We start from the raw sequence: 19630 nt of genomic DNA, 5'->3' as shown, positions 1-19630 counted from the left end.
CCGCCAAATAAGATTAATGCCATGCGATAATTAGTACCCCTCACTTTTCCACCTCCCTTTTCTTTCCCCGGCCAGCGGAATGTTTTGTCGCAATGGCGTTTACCGTCGTTTTTGCCTGCCGGGCGAAATGGCCATTGTTGTGCTTTATTTATTTGGTGTTACAGAAACGTAACACATAAAACCAATAAAACATTTGCAAACAACAATGGACGGTATCTGGGATGGACAGTAAACGTAAAGAGAATAAACCGGTGCGGGCGCCGACGGCGTATACCGCACCGGTGAAGCAGCGTATGCAATTAAGCGCCATCGCCTGTTTTTTAGCGGTGATTGGCAGCGGGGCGCAGGCCGCCTCCTATGTGGAAAATGGTCGGCCAGGCGATGCGGCCAGCTGGCGTAGTAATGAATTTACTGCCGAATGGGGGCTGGGGGCGATTCATGCCGACCAGGCTTACGCCGCCGGTTACACCGGTAAAGGCGTCAAGCTGGGAATATTCGATCAGCCGGTTTATGCCCAGCACCCGGAGTTTGCCAGCCAGGACAAAGTGATCAACCTGGTGACCCAAGGGGTGCGCGAATATACCGACCCTTATATTCCGGTCAAGAAAGGGGACGACTTCCGCTATGACGGGACGCCGAGCGTAGGGTCGGACGGCGAGTTAGGTTCACACGGTACGCACGTCGGCGGTATTGCCGCCGGTAACCGTGACGGCGGAGAAATGCACGGCGTGGCCTTCAATGCGCAAATCATCAGCGCGGAGAACGGCGACCCTGGCCCGGAAGACGGCATTATTCTCGGCAATGACGGGGCGGTATACAAGGCCGGCTGGGATGCGTTGATCGCCAGCGGCGCAAGGATTATCAATAACAGCTGGGGGATCGGCATCACCGATAAGTTTGCCGAGGGCGGATCCGATCCGGCCTATCCCCACTTTACCGTCGACGATGCGCGTAAACAGTTCGAGCAGATCAAACAGATTCTGGGCACCAAACCGGGCGGCGCCTATCAGGGGGCGATTGACGCGGCGCGCAGCGGTATCGTCACCATCTTTGCCGCCGGCAATGACGATAACCTGAATAACCCCGATGCCATGGCCGGACTGGCCTATTTTGTGCCGGATATCGCGCCTAACTGGCTGTCGGTCGCCAGCCTGCAGGATCCTGACGGCACGGGCGATTATGCTATCAGCACCTTCTCTTCCCGTTGCGGTTACACCGCCAGTTTCTGCGTTTCGGCACCAGGGACGAAGGTATACAGTTCGGTCATTGAGGGTACGACCCCGGACAATCTGACCACCGGTTACGCCAAGTACAGCGGCACCTCAATGGCCGCGCCGCACGTTGCCGGCAGCATCGCGGTGCTGATGGAGCGCTTCCCGTATATGACCGGCGCGCAGGTGGCATCGGTGCTGAAAACCACCGCCACCGATATGGGCGATCCCGGTATTGATGCGCTGTACGGCTGGGGGATGATTAACCTCGGCAAGGCGATTAACGGGCCGGGGATGTTCTACACCGAGCAGGATATTCCGGAAGCATTTCGCGTGCCGGATGAAAAAGGCGTGGCCTATGGTTCAGGTCAGTTCGTCGTCGACCTGCCCGGCGTCGGCGCGGTGCTCGATCGGGGCAAACCGACTGAACGGGTGTGTGATGACGTCCATTGCGGCCTGGATATCTGGAGCAATGATATCTCTGGCCACGGCGGCCTGACCAAGCAGGGCATCGGCACGCTGGTGCTGACCGGCGACAACAGCTACAGCGGACCGACGCTGGTCAATCAGGGGCTGCTGGCGGTGAACGGCACGCTGGTGTCGGACGTGACGGTAGGGAACGGCGGGGCGCTCGGCGGCTCGGGCCGTATCGGTTCACTCACCGCCAACGCCGGCGCCACCGTGGCGCCGGGCAACTCGATCGGCACGCTGAACGTCACCAACGACGTGACCTTTGCCGCCGGCTCGCGCTACGCGGTGGAAGCAGCGGCGGACGGCAGCAGCGATCGGATCGTCAGCGGCGGATCGGCGCAGATCGACGGCGGCGAAGTGGCGATGCTGCTGGATCAGCAGAACGTACTGAACGGCGACGCCGGCGGCAGCGCCATCGGCCAGTATGACATTTTACAGGCGCAGCAGGGGATCAGCGGCCAGTTTGACGGCGCGACAACCACTTCGCCGTTCCTGGCGGCCACGCTGTCCACGCAGGGCAACCGGCTGACGGCGGACGTGGCGCGTAACGACACCGCGTTCGCCAGCGTGGCGGCCACGCAGAACGAGCGAGCGGTGGCGACGGCGGCGGATGCGCTGGCGGCGGGCAACCCGGTGTATGAAAGCATTCTGGCCTCCGGCAGCGCCGGGCAGGCGCGGCAGGCGTTCCGCCAGCTGTCGGGGCAGATCCACGCGGATATCGCCTCGGCGCAGGTGAACGACAGCCGTTACCTGCGCGATGCGCTGAACAGCCGCCTGCGTCAGGCGGAAGGGCTGGCGACGTCGCAGGACATCAAGGCGGATGACGGCGGTGCGTGGGCGCAGTTTGTCGGGGCATGGGACCATGCGTCGGGCGACGTGAACGCCACCGGCTATCAGGCCTCGACCTACGGGGTGCTGCTGGGTCTGGATTCGGCCTACGACGACTGGCGTCTGGGGGTGGCGACCGGCTATACCCGCACCTCGCTGGACGGCGGCTACGGCTCGAATGCGGACAGCGACAACTACCACCTGGCGGTATACGGCAGCAAACAGTACGGCGATTTGGCGCTGCGTGCCGGTGGGTCTTACACCTGGCACCGGTTTGATACGGCGCGCTCGGTGAACTACGGGCTGCAGTCGGACCGCGCGACGGCGAAATACAGCGCGCGCACCGAGCAGGTGTTCGCGGAAGCGGGCTACAGCGTGCAGGGCGAGTGGGTGAATCTGGAGCCGTTCGCCAATCTGGCGTACATCAACTTCCAGAACAACGGCATCAGCGAAGACGGCGGCGCAGCGGCGCTGCACGGCGACAAGCAGCACACGGACGCCACGGTGTCGACGCTGGGCCTGCGTGCGGACCATCAGTGGCAGTTGAGCCGTGAAACGGCGGTGACGCTGCGCGGCGAGGCGGGCTGGCAGCATCAGTACGGCGAGCTGGAGCGCGGCACCGGGCTGAAGTTCCGCGGCGGTGATGCGGCGTTCGTCAGCAACAGCGTGCCGGTATCGCGCGACGGCCTGCTGCTGAAGGCCAGCGCCGACGTGGCGGTGAGCCAGAACGCGTCGCTGTCGCTGGGCTACGGCGGGTTGCTGTCGGACCGTCATCAGGACAACAGCGTCAACGCCGGCTTCACCTGGCGTTTCTGATCTCATGCCTATCCATCCTTAAACTCAGGGCCGCCCGTTCGGGCGGCCCGATTTCCCATGTGACGTGCAGAACAAATATCAAAGGTAACGGGAATGAAAGCATTTACAGGAAAGAAAAAGCCGACATGGAAACTGAATGCCTTACTGTGTTCACTGTTAGCTGCAGGCAGCGTACAGGCAAACGAGGGGAAAGTCGGAGACCCGGCCAGCTGGCGCAGCGACGAGTTTAACGCCGACTGGGGGCTGGGGGCGATTCATGCCGACCAGGCCTACGCTGCCGGCTACACCGGCAAAGGACAAAAAGTGGGAATTCTGGATACGCCAGTGTATAACCAGCATCCCGAGTTTGCCGGCGACGGCAAGTTGATCAATGTGGTAACGCAGGGCATTCGCGCCTATACCGATCCCCACCGGCCGGGCATTAACGCCGGCGATCCGTTCTATTTCGACGGCAGTTTCCATTTCTACAACGGCGAGACGCTGAGCAATCACGGTGTGCATGTGGCGGGGATCGCTGCCGCCAACCGCGACGGTGCGGGGATGCACGGCGTGGCGTTTGATTCGCAGATTATCAGCGTGGACAACGACAATGACGGTCCGGCCTACGGCGAGTTTCTGGGGCTGGACGGCGCGGTAACCAACGCCGGCTGGCAGGCGATGATCGAAAGCGGTGTACGGGTGATTAATAACAGCTGGGGCGTTAGCATTCCGGATTTCTTGTCCGACGGCGGTAAGGATCCGGATGCGCTGCATTTTGAATTCCATGATGCGCAAGAGCAGTTCAATCAGGTGAAGCCGCTGCTGGGCAGCCTGGCCGGCGCGGGCTATCAGGGGGCGATCGATGCCGCACGCCACAATATTCTGGTGCTGTTTGCCGCGGGCAACGACGGTAACTACAACCAGCCGGACGTCATCAGCGGGTTGGGCTATTTTGTGCCGGATATTGCGCCGAACTGGCTGACTGTCGCCAGCGTGGCGCAGGATGATGCCTCGGCCAATAGCGTGCCTTACACCCTCAGTTCCTTCTCATCCCGCTGTGGTTACACCGCCAGCTTCTGCGTTGCGTCTCCGGGCAGCAAAATTTACAGCGCGGTGGCCAACGGTTCCGATCCACAGCAGCTGACGTCGGACTACGGCAATAAAAACGGTACCTCGATGGCGACGCCGCACGTGACCGGCGCGGTTGCCGTATTGCTGCAGCGTTTCCCTTACCTGTCGACGGCGCAAATTGCCGATGTGTTGAAAACCACCGCCACCGATATGGGAGCACCCGGTATTGACGCGCTGTACGGCTGGGGGATGATTAACCTCGGCAAGGCGATTAACGGGCCGGGGATGTTCTACACCGAGCAGGATATCCCGGAAGCGTTCCGCATTCCCGATGCCGATGGCGTGGCCTATGGCCCGACGCAGTTTGTCGCCAACATTCCGGGCGTGGGGGCGGAAGTGGATAGCGGCACGCGCTATCAGCGTATCTGCGACGATGTACATTGTGGTCTGGAAGTCTATTCGAACGATATTTCCGGCCATGGCGGCCTGACCAAAGAGGGCGCCGGTTCGTTATACCTGACCGGTAATAACAGCTACAGCGGGCCGACGCTGGTCAATCAGGGGCTGCTGGCGGTGAACGGCACGCTGGTGTCGGACGTGACGGTAGGGAACGGCGGGGCGCTCGGCGGCTCGGGCCGTATCGGTTCACTCACCGCCAACGCCGGTGCCGTCGTGGCGCCGGGCAACTCGATCGGCACGCTGAACGTCACCAACGACGTGACCTTTGCCGCCGGCTCGCGCTACGCGGTGGAAGCAGCGGCGGACGGCAGCAGCGATCGGATCGTCAGCGGCGGATCGGCGCAGATCGACGGCGGCGAAGTGGCGATGCTGCTGGATCAGCAGAACGTACTGAACGGCGACGCCGGCGGCAGCGCCATCGGCCAGTATGACATTTTACAGGCGCAGCAGGGGATCAGCGGCCAGTTTGACGGCGCGACAACCACTTCGCCGTTCCTGGCGGCCACGCTGTCCACGCAGGGCAACCGGCTGACGGCGGATGTGGCGCGTAATGACACCGCGTTCGCCAGCGTGGCGGCCACGCAGAACGAGCGAGCGGTGGCGGCGGCGGCGGATGCGCTGACGGTGGGCAACCCGGTGTATGAAAGCATTCTGGCCTCCGGCAGCGCCGGGCAGGCGCGGCAGGCGTTCCGCCAGCTGTCGGGGCAGATCCACGCGGATATCGCCTCGGCGCAGGTGAACGACAGCCGTTACCTGCGCGATGCGCTGAACAGCCGCCTGCGTCAGGCGGAAGGGCTGGCGACGTCGCAGGACATCAAGGCGGATGACGGCGGTGCGTGGGCGCAGTTTGTCGGGGCATGGGACCATGCGTCGGGCGACGTGAACGCCACCGGCTATCAGGCCTCGACCTACGGGGTGCTGCTGGGTCTGGATTCGGCCTACGACGACTGGCGTCTGGGTGTGGCGACCGGCTATACCCGCACCTCGCTGGACGGCGGCTACGGCTCGAATGCGGACAGCGACAACTACCACCTGGCGGTATACGGCAGCAAACAGTACGGCGATTTGGCGCTGCGTGCCGGTGGGTCTTACACCTGGCACCGGTTTGATACGGCGCGCTCGGTGAACTACGGGCTGCAGTCGGACCGCGCGACGGCGAAATACAGCGCGCGCACCGAGCAGCTGTTCGCGGAAGCGGGCTATAGCGTGCAGGGCGAATGGGTGAACCTGGAGCCGTTCGCCAATCTGGCGTACATCAACTTCCAGAACAACGGCATCAGCGAAGACGGCGGCGCAGCGGCGCTGCACGGCGACAAGCAGCACACGGACGCCACGGTGTCGACGCTGGGCCTGCGTGCGGACCATCAGTGGCAGTTGAGCCGTGAAACGGCGGTGACGCTGCGCGGCGAGGCGGGCTGGCAGCATCAGTACGGCGAGCTGGAGCGCGGCACCGGGCTGAAGTTCCGCGGCGGTGATGCGGCGTTCGTCAGCAACAGCGTGCCGGTATCGCGCGACGGCCTGCTGCTGAAGGCCAGCGCGGACGTGGCGGTGAGCCAGAATGCGTCGCTGTCGCTGGGCTACGGCGGGTTGCTGTCGGACCGTCATCAGGACAACAGCGTCAACGCCGGTTTCACCTGGCGCTTCTGATCCCAGGCATATCCATCCTTAAAAACAGGGTCGCCAACGGCGATCCTGTTTTTTTCCGCAGAAAAGTTGCCCTAATCTCCTCTCCTACCGGTAAAATCCCATAAAAAAACGGCCCCCTGATGGGAGCCGGTTCAATGGGGGGTACATCTTTATTATTAGCGATAAAGGCTTTTACTCTGAACGGTGTGCCGTTGTCCTAATGCATACTGTATTTTAGAACCGGCAACCTGAACGAGTTTCCCTGGTGTCGTTATGGTTATAAGTACTGGTGTTTTATTTTTATAGTGTGTTGCTGTGTGTAGCTTTTGATACCATGTTTGACTATAAAACATGGTGTGTCAAGCAATGTTTGAGATTAATCTTGCATATGATGCTAATATTGAATGATGTTCGAACACGATAACATGTCAAAGCGACTGAAAAATTAGAAAAAATCGAAGGAAAAAATGGATAACAATCATCAAAAATTCGATTCGCAGTCGATTGCAAACCGGGTCAGAGAACTCTTTCTTCATCACGGGATCGGTAAACGTCAGCAAGCAAAGGAGCTTAGCCGTATTCTGGCGCTAAGTTTTTCCCATGCCCACCGCAAGCTGAAAGGGCAGAGCCCCTGGACGCTGGAACAGATCAACAGCGTCGCGGCGGCGCTGGACGAAACGCCGGCGGCCATTGTGGATATCAACGTGGAGAATGAGCCTCCTGCGCAAACTATTGCACGAGATGCCATCTTTTCGCCGGCCGGGATGACGATTCCTTGCGTGGCATACATCGGCAGCGAAGTCAGCGGCGGGCGTTTTTCTGAATATGTCGCGCAGCAGGAAGACGAAAAGTGGGTGATTTACCGGGCCGATGAGGCGCCGGCCGGCAGCCGCTATTGCGTGGAGCTGATCGAGATTCGTCCGACGAATGTCGACGATGAGCGGTTAAGCATCGCGGTGCTGGATGATTCGCATCAGGCGGCGGATGAACTGGCCAAATACCTGAACAGCCGCGGTTTTAACACCGTTGCTTTTTACGATGTTCAGACGTTCAAACAGGCGCTGAGCCGCAGCCTGTTCGACGGTTACGTGGTTGACTGGCTGATCGGGCAGGAAACCTCCGAGCAATGCATCGAAGCGATTCGCGCCTCTGATAACCCGGATGCGCCGGTATTGGTATTGACCGGCCAACTGGGCACCGGGCTGCGCGAGTCAGAAATCGCCAAGGCGATGCGCGATTATGACGTGCTTGGCCCGTATGAAAAACCGGTGCGGCTGCATGTGATTGAAGCCGCGCTGCAGCGCTGTTTTAACCTTTAAGGAACAGGGCGGACAGTGCGGTGGACAGCGCTTCCAGCCGCACGGGTTTTATCAGGTAATCATCAAACAGCGCGCGTTGCTCCAGCGTCAGCAGCTCCGGCGTCTGGGCGCTGATGCCGATAATCGGAATATGGCGGTTGGGGCCGCGTTGGCCGCGCAGCTTTTTCGCCAGCGCCGCGCCGTCGATACCCGGCATTTGTAAATCCAGCAACAGCACATCGTAAGGCCGGCGCAGCAGCTTTTGCAGCGCGCGCTCTGATGAATCGCACAGCTCGTGCTGATAGCCCAGTTTATCCAGCAGGGCGGCGAAGGCTTCTCCCACCGATCTGTTGTCGTCCACTACCAGCACCTGCTGTTCTTTCATCGCCATATCGGACAGCGCCTGCGGCTGCGCCTCTTCTTCCGTCTGATCTTCGCTGACTTCCACCGGAATGCTGACGATAAAGGTGCTGCCTTTTCCCTGTTCGCTGTAAACGGTAACGGTGCCCTGCAGCAGCGCGACCAGGCCGCGTACGATCGCCAGCCCCATGCCGACGCCGCCGTACTGTTTGGTATTCGACTGATCCAACTGGGTAAACGGCTGGAATATCTGCCCCAGCTTTTCCTCTTCCATCCCGATACCGGTATCGGTCACTTCCAACATCAGCGCATTGCCGCCGGTTTGGCGACGTAGGCAGCCGTGCACGGTGATGGTGCCGCTTTCGGTGTATTTGAAGGCGTTGGTCAGCAGATTGACCAGAATCTGGCGGATGCGCAGCGGATCGGAATACATTTGCGCGTGGCTGAAGTCGACCTCGCACAACAATGTGATCTGCTCTTTGCTCATCAGCATGCCGACTTCATCGGTGGTTTGCTGAATCAGTTGCTCAGCATTGAACGGCATAATGCGCAGTTCCATCATACCGCTGTCCAGATGCGCGTAGTCGGTCAAATCCTTCATCTGGGTTTCAATCTGCTGTGCGGCGGTTTCCAGCCGCTGGAAGGTATCAACGTGCTCGGTGGACACATTGGTATTCATCAATACGTCAATGGCGGACATAATGCTCTGCAGCGAGGTACGCAGTTCATGGCCGATAGCGCCGAGGAAGGCGTTTTTCGAGTGCGTGGCTTTTTCCGCCTCGATGGCCTTGGCCTGCTGCTGAATGGTAATGCGCTGCTGGCGCAGGACTATCAGCGTAATGGCGACCAGCGCAATCACCGAGAACATGATGATCACCAGGCCGTAGAAAATAATATGGCGCTTCTCAATATAGTCGTTGTAGGCGACGGTGCGCTGCTTCACTTCCGCATGGTCGGCCAGGTTGGCCATCTCGACCGCAAACGGCTTCATTTGCTGCATGGACTGGGTAATTTCCTGCAGGTTCGGCGGAGAGGCGCTGATCAGATGGTCGAGCTGATTCATTTGCGCCACCATCTGCTTAATCACCTCGGGATAGCCGGCTTCGCGGTACAGCGGCTGGGTGGATTCCGATACGGTCTCCAGCACGTAAAAGCGCGAATAGAGAATTTCGAACCTGAGCCTTAACGCGTCGATATCCACCTTGGGCGCATTCTTCAGCTGTTCCACATAGGTTTCGAACTCCGCCAGCTTGATGGAGAACTTCGCGATCGACCACGAGTAGTTTTCCTGCGTACCGGCGATGGCGTACAACCCCTTTTTCGACAGCGTGGCGCTGTAGTAATACAGGGTGATGGTGGAAGCCACAATGAACAGGGCGGCGAAAATGGCCGGAATCGCCAGCCGGCTGCCGTTCTTGAACTGGGTCAGCTTCATTTAATCACGATCCTGTTGACCTGCCAGATAAAGCGCGAGTTATACAGCGGCGAATTTAACTCCGGGCCGCTTTCATCGCGTGGATAAACCAGAAACAGCGGGCCGAAGTTGCGGATCTTCAACATTTCCCCGTCCATTTTATAGGCCAGGATAATGTTGTATTTCTCCACGTCGGACAGCGGAATATCGATGTAATAGTCGTTCAGCGCATGCATCGACAGCGTCTGCCCCTTGGCGCCCACTTTTTTCAGGATGTCCGCAACCGCTACGCCGTCGAATTTACGCCGCGGCGTCCACGAGGTGGAGGTGGAAATCGAGTTGACCGGCATGGCGAACAGATCCTGGTCGCTAAACACATAGCGTTTGTTGGCCGTATCGGTGAAATGGCTGATATTGCCAGAAACTTCCAGAGTAAAACTTAACGCGGAGGTTTGGGTGGCGATCAGGGCGAAGAGCGCCAGGGTAAGGGTTCTGATCAGGGTCGACAGCATCGGGAATTTCTCCGCAATGAAAGGCAAGGGGCCAAGAGATAAATTTAGCAGGCTAAACAGTGACAGAAAACCGCGAATTATTCAGGCGGCTGATGCAGAGGCAGCCCGGGCCGGCAAATCTTCCCGTTAACCGGGAATAGCACGTGGCGATTGAGACAAGAATATCACATGTTCCCGGCATTTCGATGCGTAGTCGTGGTGTTTAGCGCGGATTACGCCGCAGAACGTCTGGCAGGCCAGCGGTACGACGGGCGGCTGTAATGACGGCAGCGCTGGCGGAATCGCTGTGCTACCGCCGGTTTGCGCGGTATGAAAACTTTACGCATTGGAAAGTATCGCACGCGGGCGGGCAGGCGGCCGGGACAAAAAAAGCCGGTTGCGATGGGCAACCGGCCTTGATGCAGGGCTAAACCGCAGGGGCTTAGCGCATGGTGACGAACTCTTCCGCCGCCGTTGGGTGGATGGCCACCGTATTGTCGAAGTCCTGCTTGGTGGCGCCCATCTTCACGGCGACCGCAAAGCCCTGCAGGATCTCGTCCATACCGAAGCCGATGCCGTGCACGCCGACGATTTTCTCATTCTCGCCCACGCAGACCAGCTTCATACGGCAAGGCTGGCGGTGCTGGGTCACGGCGCTGTACATGGCGGTAAAGGAGGATTTGTACACCTTCACGCTGTCTTCGCCATATTTTTCCTTCGCTTCCGGCTCGCTCAGGCCGATGGTGCCGATCGGCGGGTGGCTGAACACCACGGTCGGGATATTGCTGTAGTCCAGGTGCTCGTTCGGCTTGTTGTTGAACAGGCGCTCGGACAGGCGGCGGCCGGCGGCCACGGCGACCGGCGTCAGTTCAACCGCGCCGGTGTTGTCGCCGACGGCGTAGATGCCCGGTACGTTGGTGTTCTGGAACTGGTCGACGTTGATGTAGCCCCGGTCATTGGTCTGCACGCCGGTCACTGCCAGGTTCAGGTTATCGGTCGCCGGTTCGCGGCCGATCGCCCAGACCAGGCTGTCGACGGTAAATTCGCTGCCGTTTTCCAGCTGCAGGGTCAGGCTGCCGTCGGCATTTTTCACTACCGCTTTTGGCACCGATTCGGTGTGCAGGCTTGGCCCTTCGGTGTTCATCACTTCCACCAGCGTCTCGACGATCAGCGGATCGAAGCTGCGCAGCGGCGCGTGCTTACGCACGAACAGGTGAGTTTCCGCGCCCAGCGCGTTCATCACGCCGGCGATCTCAACGGCGATATAGCCGGCACCCACCACGGCAACGCGTTTTGGCATCTCGTCGAGTTCGAAGAAGCCGTCGGAGTCGATACCGTATTCCGCGCCCGGAATGTCAGGGTGGCTCGGGCGGCCGCCGGTAGCGATCAGAATATGGTCGGCGGTGATTTGCTCGCCGTTGACTTCCACGGTATGCGCGTCGATAAAGCGGGCGAAGCCCTTGATCACGTCAACCTTGTTTTTGCCCAGCACGTTGTCGTACGAGTTGTGGATGCGGTCGATATAGGCGGTACGGTTGGCGACCAGCTTTTTCCAGTCAAACGCGTTGACCGTGGTGTCAAAGCCGTAGTCCGGGCCGTACTGGTGAATCGCCTCGGCGATCTGCGCCGCATGCCACATCACTTTTTTCGGTACACAACCCACGTTGACGCAGGTGCCGCCAAGTTCTTTGGCCTCAATCAGCGCACATTTCTGGCCATACATGGCTGCCCGGTTGATCGATGCGATACCGCCGCTGCCGCCGCCAATTGCTAGATAATCGTAATGTTTCGTCATCTGGGTTTTCCATGAGTTGTGTAAATTGAAGAGGATAGAGTTTAACGCCTGAGGTGGGTTTGTCGCAAAGATTGCGTCGATGGCTGTGATAGGCGTGGACGCAGGCGCGGCGTGCGCGCCTGCGGCGACCGGTTACTCCGGCACCACCCAGTTGACCAGATGGTGGCCGATGCCGGACGGCACCAGCGTTTTGTGCAGCCACGGCAGTACGTTCTGCATCTGCTGCTCCAGCTTCCACGGCGGGTTGATCACAATCATGCCGGAGGCGGTCATGCCGCGCTGATCGCTGTCCGGTTTCACCGCCAGCTCGATTTGCAGAATGCGGCGGATGCCGGTGGCCTCCAACTCTTTCAGCAGGCGTTTGATCTGCTGGCGCAGCACCACCGGATACCACAGCGCATAGGTGCCGGTAGCGAAGCGTTTATAGCCTTCCTGGATGCCTTTCACCACGTCCTGATAGTCGGTTTTCATTTCATACGGTGGGTCCATCAGGATCAGACCACGGCGCGACGGCGGCGGCAGCTGCGATTTCAGCTGCTGATAGCCGTCTGCGCGCTGCACCTTGGCGCGTTCGTCTTTCTGGAATTCGCCGCGCAGCAGCGGGAAATCGCTCGGGTGCAGCTCGGTCAGGTGGATCTTGTCCTGCGGACGCAGCAGCTGACGGGCGATCAGCGGCGATCCCGGATAATAACGCAGCGATCCGCTGCGGTTCAGGTGCTGCACCACGCCCATATAGGCCTCCAGCTCTGCCGGCAGGTCGTCGCGTTGCCACAGCAGGCCGATGCCTTCCAGATATTCACCGGTGCGTTCGGCGTGTTCGCCGCTCAGCTGATAGCGCCCCGCGCCGGAGTGGGTATCCAGATACAGGAACGGTTTCTCTTTTTCTTTCAGCGACTCAATGATCAGGCTCTGAACGGTGTGCTTCAGCACGTCGGCGTGGTTGCCGGCGTGAAAACTGTGGCGGTAACTTAGCATGGCGTTTGGTAATTCCTTGTGCTCCGTCTGCGGAGCGTGCTCGATAAGGCAGTCATCTGCAAACAGTATAAACTGTTCGTAGGGGAAAAAGTGAAATGCATTGTCAGCCAATGAGGGAAGCCAGGAATGACGAGTAAACAGAACATATTGTTGGAGCAATATCCCGACGCACTGCGCTGGGCGTTCGGCGACAGCCCGCAGCTGGCGGATGAACTACTGCAGCTGGTAATCGCGGGAGAGAAAACGGCAGCCTGCAGCTCTTACGTTGCCTACCGGCAGGAGAAAGCGCCGCTGGTCGGCGACTACAGCGTGATTCTGGACGGCAGGGGCGAGGCGCGCTGCGTGATCCGCACGCGTGCACTGCTGCTTATCCGCTTCTGCGACGTCAGCGCCGAGCTGGCGGCGAAAGAGGGAGAGGGCGATAAAAGCCTGGCTTTTTGGCGCGAGGGTCATCAGGCGTTTTTCACCCGCGAGGGCACCTTTGCGCCGGATATGTGGCTGGTGTTTGAGGAGTTTGATCGGGTGGCGGTTCTTGAGGGGGAATGAACAAGGCTGTACTCGGGCGGCGTGTGCATCGCGAGGCTGACATGTGTCGCCAGCCTTATCGACGGCAAATGTATTAGCGTTTTTTCGCTTTAAACTCAAACGTGGCGATGATATGTATGATCGCAAATGCTAATGCGGAGTAGCGCAGAAGCCAGTTATCACTGATCCATTGAGTTGAATCTGTAATAAATAAAGCTCTGCCATTGGCAAATATTATGAATTGCCAGGTGGCCAATACCCAGCCCACTATCATGAGTATTGTCGCGGGTAATTTGTTGTCCGTGGGCCTGTATTTCAGCTTTATGCTAAGAAAAAACAAGGCGACTAATGCTGAAAGAATGTAGTAAAACCACATTAATGACCCCCTGAGCCTTTATGATAAATTGTTTCTATTGTGGCGCCATCAGCTGCGATTTCTAAACCCATGGCACCTTTTCCCATGTTTCGCCATGCTCTAACATAATCTGTATTTATATAGTTAAATAAACGCCAAGCTTCCGGCTTCAGAGACATTCTCAATGCTCCATACCCAGAAAGGAGCAAATCTACTCCACCATATACAATATCTGCTTTATCCTCATCATACCCAAAGAAAGATGCGGAAGCCCGGTAAGCTATTCGGGCAGGACCTATGACATTTTTTCAATATGTGAGCATTTTCATAAACATTGTTGATACCATTGACCATCAATAATGTGCCAGGAACAACGGCGACGCCGGTCCAATCTAGTCCTATTCCTAGAATTATCTGCCCTATACCTGATAGAAGACCAATCCCTGCTAAGACATATTTTGATGAATTGCCATCAAATTTCTTTTTCATCACAGCGTAGGGCGTAACTTTATTAGCCCTAAGCATGTTTTCCTGTTGTTGTAACGCGTGATACTCTTGCTTCAACTCTTGTATGGCAAGAGTTGAAGCTTTACCTGATTCTTGACACTTTTCAATTTTATTATTCACAAAGCATAATATTTCGTGTCTGAATTTATTTGCTAACGTATTATCTTTTATGAAGTCACGACTCACCCTATTAGATAATTCGAGTAATGAACGGCCGTGTTGGCGTGCCATTACTTGTGAATAACTATTGAGCCTTTGATTAAAACCTAGTGGATTATCCATAATTTTCCCTAAGTGGTCCTCTATAACATTGTGAGCAACATAACTAATCATAACATGGTGAGCAATGTATAAAATACCTGATGAAGTCTCGGTTAGGGGGAAACCAAGCTGTGGCAGAGGATATTGGCATATGAAAGTTAAAAAATGGGTGAATAAATCGTCTCACTATTGGCCCTGCCATTGATTTTCCTGCCGTCTGGCACCATGTTAATCCTTACACACGCATTTTCAGGCCGGCCAGGCGTGGCCGGCCCCAACGATAATCAGGACTGCCCTATGACAAATCCGTTGCTGACACCGTTTTCCCTGCCGCCGTTCTCCGCTATCCGTCCGGAAGATATTGTGCCGGCGGTGCAATCCGCACTGGCCGATTGCCGCGCTGAAGTTGAGCGGGTGGTGGCGCAGCCGGGGCCGTTCACCTGGGACAACCTGGTGCAACCGCTGGCGGAAGTGGACGATCGCCTGTCGCGCATCTGGTCGCCGATCGGCCATCTGAACTCGGTGAAAAACAGTCCGGAGCTGCGTGAAGCTTACGAACAGGCGCTGCCGCTGCTGTCTGAGTACGGCACCTGGGTTGGCCAGCACGAAGGGCTGTATCAGGCCTATCGCAACCTGAAAGAGGGCGACGGCTTTGCGCAGCTGAGCGTACCGCAGCGTAAAGCGGTGGAAAACGCGCTGCGCGACTTTGAGCTGTCAGGCATCGGCCTGCCGGCGGAAAAACAGCAGCGCTACGGTGAAATCGTCGCGCGCCTGTCCGAGCTGGGCTCGACCTACAGCAACAACGTGCTCGACGCCACCATGGGCTGGAGCAAGCTGATTACCGATGAAACCGAATTAAGCGGCCTGCCGGAAAGCGCGCTGGCGCAGGCGCAGGCGATGGCGCAGGCCAAAGAGCAGCAGGGCTGGCTGCTGACGCTGGACATGCCGAGCTACCTGCCGGTAATGACCTATGCCGACAGCCAGGCGCTGCGTGAAGAGATGTACCGCGCCTTTACCACCCGCGCCTCCGATCAGGGGCCGAACGCCGGTAAATGGGACAACAGCGCGGTGATGGCGGAAACGCTGGCGCTGCGCCATGAGCTGGCGCAGCTGCTGGGCTTTGACACCTACGCCGATAAATCGCTGGCGACCAAAATGGCGGAAAACCCGCAGCAGGTGATCGACTTCCTGAGCGATCTTGCCAAGCGCGCCCGCCCGCAGGCGGAGCAGGAGCTGGCGCAGCTGCGCGCCTTCGCCAAGCAGCACTATGGCGTCGATGAACTGCAGGCCTGGGACATCACCTACTACGGCGAAAAACAGAAACAACACCTGTTCTCCATCAGTGATGAGCAGCTGCGTCCTTACTTCCCGGAGCAACGCGTGGTGGACGGGCTGTTCGAGGTGGTGAAGCGTATCTACGGCATCACCGCCAAAGAGCGTCAGGGCGTTGATACCTGGCATCCGGAAGTGCGTTTCTTTGACCTGTTTGACGCCGCCGGCTCGCTGCGCGGCAGCTTCTATCTGGATCTGTATGCGCGCGAGCACAAGCGCGGCGGCGCCTGGATGGATGACTGCGTCGGCAAACTGCGTAAGGCGGACGGCGAGCTGCAAAAGCCGGTCGCCTACCTGACCTGTAACTTCAACCGTCCGCTGGGCGACAAGCCGGCGCTGTTTACCCATAACGAAGTGACCACGCTGTTCCATGAGTTCGGCCACGGCCTGCACCATATGCTGACGGAGATCGACACCGCCGGCGTCGCCGGCATCAACGGGGTGCCGTGGGATGCGGTCGAGCTGCCGAGCCAGTTTATGGAAAACTGGTGCTGGGAGCCGGAAGCGCTGGCGTTTATCTCCGGCCACTATGAAACCGGCGAGCCGCTGCCGAAAGCGCTGCTCGACAAGCTGCTGGAAGCCAAAAACTACCAGGCGGCGCTGTTTATCCTGCGCCAGCTGGAGTTCGGCCTGTTCGACTTCCGTATGCACTACGAATATGACCCGGCAACCGGCGCGCAGATCCTGCCGCTGCTGGCCGAAGTGAAGAAAATGGTCGCCGTGGTGCCGTCGCCGAGCTGGGGCCGCTTCCCACATGCCTTCAGCCATATCTTTGCCGGCGGCTATGCGGCGGGCTACTACAGCTATCTGTGGGCGGAAGTGCTGTCGGCGGATGCCTATTCGCGCTTCGAGGAAGAGGGGATCTTCAACGCCGAAACCGGCAGCGCCTTCCTGGATAACATCCTGTCGCGCGGCGGTTCGGAAGAGCCGATGGAACTGTTCAAACGCTTCCGTGGCCGCGAGCCGCAGCTGGATGCTATGCTGCGCCATTACGGCATTAAAGGATAACCAGACACGTGAGCGTGTGTTTATTGTGTGAAGCAGGCGCCGATCCCGGCGCCTTGTCTGTTTTGGCCGAGCGTTGGCAGCTGACCTCGGACGACGAGGCGCAGATGGCGCTGGTGCTGACTCCGGAACGGCTGGAGTTGCGCAAGCGCGACGAGCCGAAACTGGGGGCGATCTACGTGGACTTTGTCTCCGGCCCGATGGCGCACCGTCGCCGCTTCGGCGGCGGGCGCGGCGAGGCGGTGGCCAAGGCGGTCGGCATCAAGGGCAGCTACCTGCCGAGCGTGGTGGACGCCACCGCCGGGCTGGGGCGCGACGCCTTTGTACTGGCGGCGCTCGGCTGCCGGGTGCGGATGCTGGAGCGCAATCCGGTGGTGGCGGCACTGCTGGATGACGGCCTGCAGCGCGGCTATCAGGATGCGGAAATCGGCCCGTGGCTGCGGGAGCGGCTGACGCTGCTGCATGCCTCCAGCCTGACGGCGTTGTCCGATCTCAGCCCGCGGCCGGAAGTGGTGTATCTCGATCCGATGTACCCGCACAAGCAGAAGAGCGCGTTGGTGAAAAAAGAGATGCGGGTGTTTCAGTCGCTGGTGGGCAGCGATGATGACGCTGACGGCCTGCTGGAGCCGGCGCGGCGTCTGGCGACCAAACGCATTGTGGTGAAACGCCCCGACTACGCGCCGCCGCTGGCGGCGGTGCCGGCGCATGCTGCGACGGTAACTAAAAACCACCGTTTCGATATCTATATGCCGCTGTAGCGGTTTTTGCCGTCAGTAAACGGCCCGGTGAACCGGGCCTTTCCTACTCGATCTACCTCTCATTTCTTTGCATCAATCTGAAAACCTGCTGGAAAAAGCACAAACCCGATCGCATGCTGCCAGCTAATGTCATCCCACTTGCAGTAAATGGAATTATGAAAAAGACGCTCCTTTCCCTGTTGCTTTGCCTGGGCAGCACCGCGATGGCCGCCGAGCCGGTCAATATCACCATTCTGGGCACCTCCGATCTGCACGGCACCTTTGTGCCCTGGGACTACGCCACCGACAGCGAAAACCTGGCCGGCAGCCTGAGCCAAATCGCCACCCAGGTGCGCAACGTGCGTGCGCAGCAGCCGAACGTGATTCTGGTGGATGCAGGCGACACCATTCAGGGCAATTTTGTCGAAACGTTTAAGAACGACAAAACCAGCCCGATGATCCTGGGTTTTAACGCTCTGGACTATGACGTCTGGGTAATGGGCAACCATGAATTTGATTTCGGCCTGCAGCCGCTGTCCACCTCGCTTAACCAGTTCAAAGGCACGGCGCTGGCGGGCAATATCCTGTGGGACAGCGGCAAGCCCTATTTACCGGCCTACAAGATCGTTGAGCGGCAGGGGGTGAAGATCGGCATTATCGGCATGGATACGCCGATGACCGCCGAGTTTGCTAAGGGTACCGATCGCCTTAAGGGGGTGAATTTTACCGATCCGGTACAGGCGGTAAAACAGGTGATCCAACAGATCCAGGGTGAGGTTGACGCCATGGTGTTGGTGGCGCACATGGGCATCGATAATGAAAACCAGCGGCCGGGCACCGGCGTGGGTGATATTGCGCGCGCCAATCCGGAACTGGCGGCGATCGTCGCCGGGCATATGCATGTGAAGGTCGATAAGGCGGTGATCAACGGCGTGATCGTGACCGAACCGGATAAATATGGCCGCGCGCTGTCGCGGATCGATCTGCAGTTTGAACGGCATAACGGCAAGTTTGTGCTGATCAATAAAGACAGCTACACCTATCCTATTCAGGGCACGGCGTCAGACGAACAGCTGGAAGATATCTATCAGCCGTACCACAAGATCCTGCGCGCCAACGCCAACCGGCCGATAGCTCAGCTGACGGGGCAGGATCTGGTGCCGCCGGACGCGGTCAAGGGCATTCCGCAGGTGCACGTGCAGGATACCGGCATCAGCAAGCTGTATCAGGAGGCCAGCCGTTACTATGCGCCGCAGGCTGAGGTGATTGCGCTGCAGATTGATAACGACCGGCCGAAACTGAACGTCGGCACCATCGCCGCCAAAGATATCGCCTTCAACTATCAATATGCCGGCGGTGAAATCACCGTCTACCAGATGACCGGCAAAGAGCTGAAGAAATATATGGAATGGTCCGCCGGCTATTTCAACCAGCTGCACGACGGCGATGTCACCTACAGCTTTAACCCGCAGCGCCGGGCGTCCAAGTATTCCACCAATGATTTCTTTGACGGCGTGACCTACAAGATAGATCTGCGTCAGCCGGCGGGGCAGCGCATTGTCGACCTGAAAATGGCCGACGGCACGCCGGTGACCGACAGTACGCCGATTCGTCTGGGGATGAACAGCTACCGCATGGGGCACCTGACGCAGCAGGGCGGTGCGCTGGAGGGTATGCGCTTCCCGGTGCTGTCGGACAGCAAGCAGGAGTACGGCGAGGAGGCGGGGACGATCCGTAATCTCACCATCCGCTATCTGACCGAAGTGAAAAAAGGGCGGTATCAGGGGCAAGCGGTGCAACGCTGGCAGCTTCTTGGGCTGAATGGCTACGAAAAGCAGCGTAAAATCGTCGAAAAATTGCTGAATGACGGCAGGATCAGCGTGCCGACCACGGCGGACGGGCGTTACAGCAATGTGGCGTCGATTAACGTGAAAGGGCTGACGTTCAGCGACCCGCAGGCGCGTTTACGCAAAGAGGCCGAGCTGAAAGTGCAACTGAAGACGGCCGGCGATCCGGCGCTGCAAAAACAGCTGCAGGACCAGCTGGTGATTATTGCCGCGCTGAATCAGGCCTGACGCGGGGTAAAAAAATGCCGGCGGTAGCGCCGGCATCAA

General features: G+C 58.7%; 13 protein-coding genes and 1 pseudogene. 8 read left to right on the top strand and 6 right to left on the bottom strand.

Annotated features, from left to right (window positions below):
- Positions 1-221: 221 nt before the first annotated feature.
- The 3 genes from CLM71_RS22790 to CLM71_RS22780 all read left to right on the top strand — a co-directional run bounded on the left by CLM71_RS22790 (position 222) and on the right by CLM71_RS22780 (position 7780).
- Positions 222-3326, top strand: a complete 3105-nt coding sequence (locus CLM71_RS22790; RefSeq protein ID WP_105233009.1) for an autotransporter outer membrane beta-barrel domain-containing protein — start codon at positions 222-224, stop codon at positions 3324-3326.
- 93 nt (positions 3327-3419) lie between these two features.
- On the top strand, positions 3420-6482 hold the full coding sequence (locus CLM71_RS22785) for an autotransporter outer membrane beta-barrel domain-containing protein (RefSeq protein ID WP_105233008.1): 3063 nt from the start codon (positions 3420-3422) through the stop codon (positions 6480-6482).
- Between the two features lie 446 nt (positions 6483-6928).
- The gene (locus CLM71_RS22780) at positions 6929-7780 is read left to right on the top strand and encodes a helix-turn-helix domain-containing protein (protein ID WP_105233007.1); all 852 of its coding nucleotides are present in this window, start codon (positions 6929-6931) and stop codon (positions 7778-7780) included.
- Here the strand turns inward: CLM71_RS22780 and CLM71_RS22775 are convergent.
- Together CLM71_RS22775 and CLM71_RS22770 are read right to left on the bottom strand one after the other, a co-directional pair.
- Positions 7770-9554 (bottom strand): ATP-binding protein, encoded by a 1785-nt coding sequence (locus CLM71_RS22775; RefSeq protein ID WP_105233006.1) that lies wholly within the window; start codon positions 9552-9554, stop codon positions 7770-7772. The genes CLM71_RS22780 and CLM71_RS22775 overlap by 11 nt on opposite strands.
- Complete coding sequence (locus tag CLM71_RS22770; protein ID WP_105233005.1) at positions 9551-10045, bottom strand: molybdopterin-dependent oxidoreductase; 495 nt, start codon at positions 10043-10045, stop codon at positions 9551-9553. The genes CLM71_RS22775 and CLM71_RS22770 overlap by 4 nt, the downstream gene beginning before the upstream one ends.
- Before the next feature lie 260 nt (positions 10046-10305).
- Here CLM71_RS22770 and CLM71_RS24055 point away from each other — a divergent pair, with 260 nt between their 5' ends.
- The gene (locus CLM71_RS24055) at positions 10306-10455 is read left to right on the top strand and encodes a hypothetical protein (RefSeq protein ID WP_158684855.1); all 150 of its coding nucleotides are present in this window, start codon (positions 10306-10308) and stop codon (positions 10453-10455) included.
- Positions 10456-10466: 11 nt separating this feature from the next.
- Here CLM71_RS24055 and gorA read toward each other — a convergent pair whose 3' ends face one another.
- Complete coding sequence (gorA, locus tag CLM71_RS22765; protein ID WP_105233004.1) at positions 10467-11819, bottom strand: glutathione-disulfide reductase; 1353 nt, start codon at positions 11817-11819, stop codon at positions 10467-10469.
- Positions 11820-11951: 132 nt separating this feature from the next.
- Positions 11952-12794 (bottom strand): 23S rRNA (adenine(2030)-N(6))-methyltransferase RlmJ, encoded by an 843-nt coding sequence (locus CLM71_RS22760; RefSeq protein ID WP_105233003.1) that lies wholly within the window; start codon positions 12792-12794, stop codon positions 11952-11954.
- Between the two features lie 126 nt (positions 12795-12920).
- Between CLM71_RS22760 and CLM71_RS22755 the strand changes: the two genes are divergently transcribed.
- Positions 12921-13340, top strand: a complete 420-nt coding sequence (locus CLM71_RS22755; RefSeq protein WP_105233002.1) for an ASCH domain-containing protein — start codon at positions 12921-12923, stop codon at positions 13338-13340.
- A 73-nt stretch (positions 13341-13413) separates the two neighbouring features.
- Here CLM71_RS22755 and CLM71_RS22750 read toward each other — a convergent pair whose 3' ends face one another.
- Positions 13414-13695: a hypothetical protein gene (locus CLM71_RS22750; protein WP_105233001.1), complete on the bottom strand. Its 282-nt coding sequence runs from the start codon at positions 13693-13695 to the stop codon at positions 13414-13416.
- Positions 13695-14199 (bottom strand): annotated as a pseudogene (locus CLM71_RS24510) (DUF4225 domain-containing protein). The gene CLM71_RS22750 and the pseudogene CLM71_RS24510 overlap by 1 nt, the downstream one beginning before the upstream one ends.
- Positions 14200-14739: 540 nt before the next feature.
- On the opposite strand from CLM71_RS24510, the gene prlC reads away from it, so the two are divergent.
- The 3 genes from prlC to CLM71_RS22725 all read left to right on the top strand — a co-directional run bounded on the left by prlC (position 14740) and on the right by CLM71_RS22725 (position 19591).
- Positions 14740-16782: an oligopeptidase A gene (prlC, locus tag CLM71_RS22735; RefSeq protein ID WP_105232998.1), complete on the top strand. Its 2043-nt coding sequence runs from the start codon at positions 14740-14742 to the stop codon at positions 16780-16782.
- Between the two features lie 8 nt (positions 16783-16790).
- A complete protein-coding gene (gene rsmJ, locus CLM71_RS22730; protein WP_105232997.1) occupies positions 16791-17537 on the top strand; it encodes a 16S rRNA (guanine(1516)-N(2))-methyltransferase RsmJ in 747 nt (248 codons plus the stop codon).
- A gap of 155 nt (positions 17538-17692) precedes the next feature.
- Positions 17693-19591 (top strand): bifunctional UDP-sugar hydrolase/5'-nucleotidase, encoded by a 1899-nt coding sequence (locus tag CLM71_RS22725; protein WP_105232996.1) that lies wholly within the window; start codon positions 17693-17695, stop codon positions 19589-19591.
- Positions 19592-19630: the final 39 nt, after the last annotated feature.

Source organism: Serratia sp. MYb239 (assembly GCF_002966855.1).
Lineage (GTDB): Bacteria > Pseudomonadota > Gammaproteobacteria > Enterobacterales > Enterobacteriaceae > Serratia_B > Serratia_B rhizosphaerae.
The sequence above is the reverse complement of the archived record's forward strand: the minus strand, read 5'-3'. Positions and strand labels throughout refer to the sequence as shown.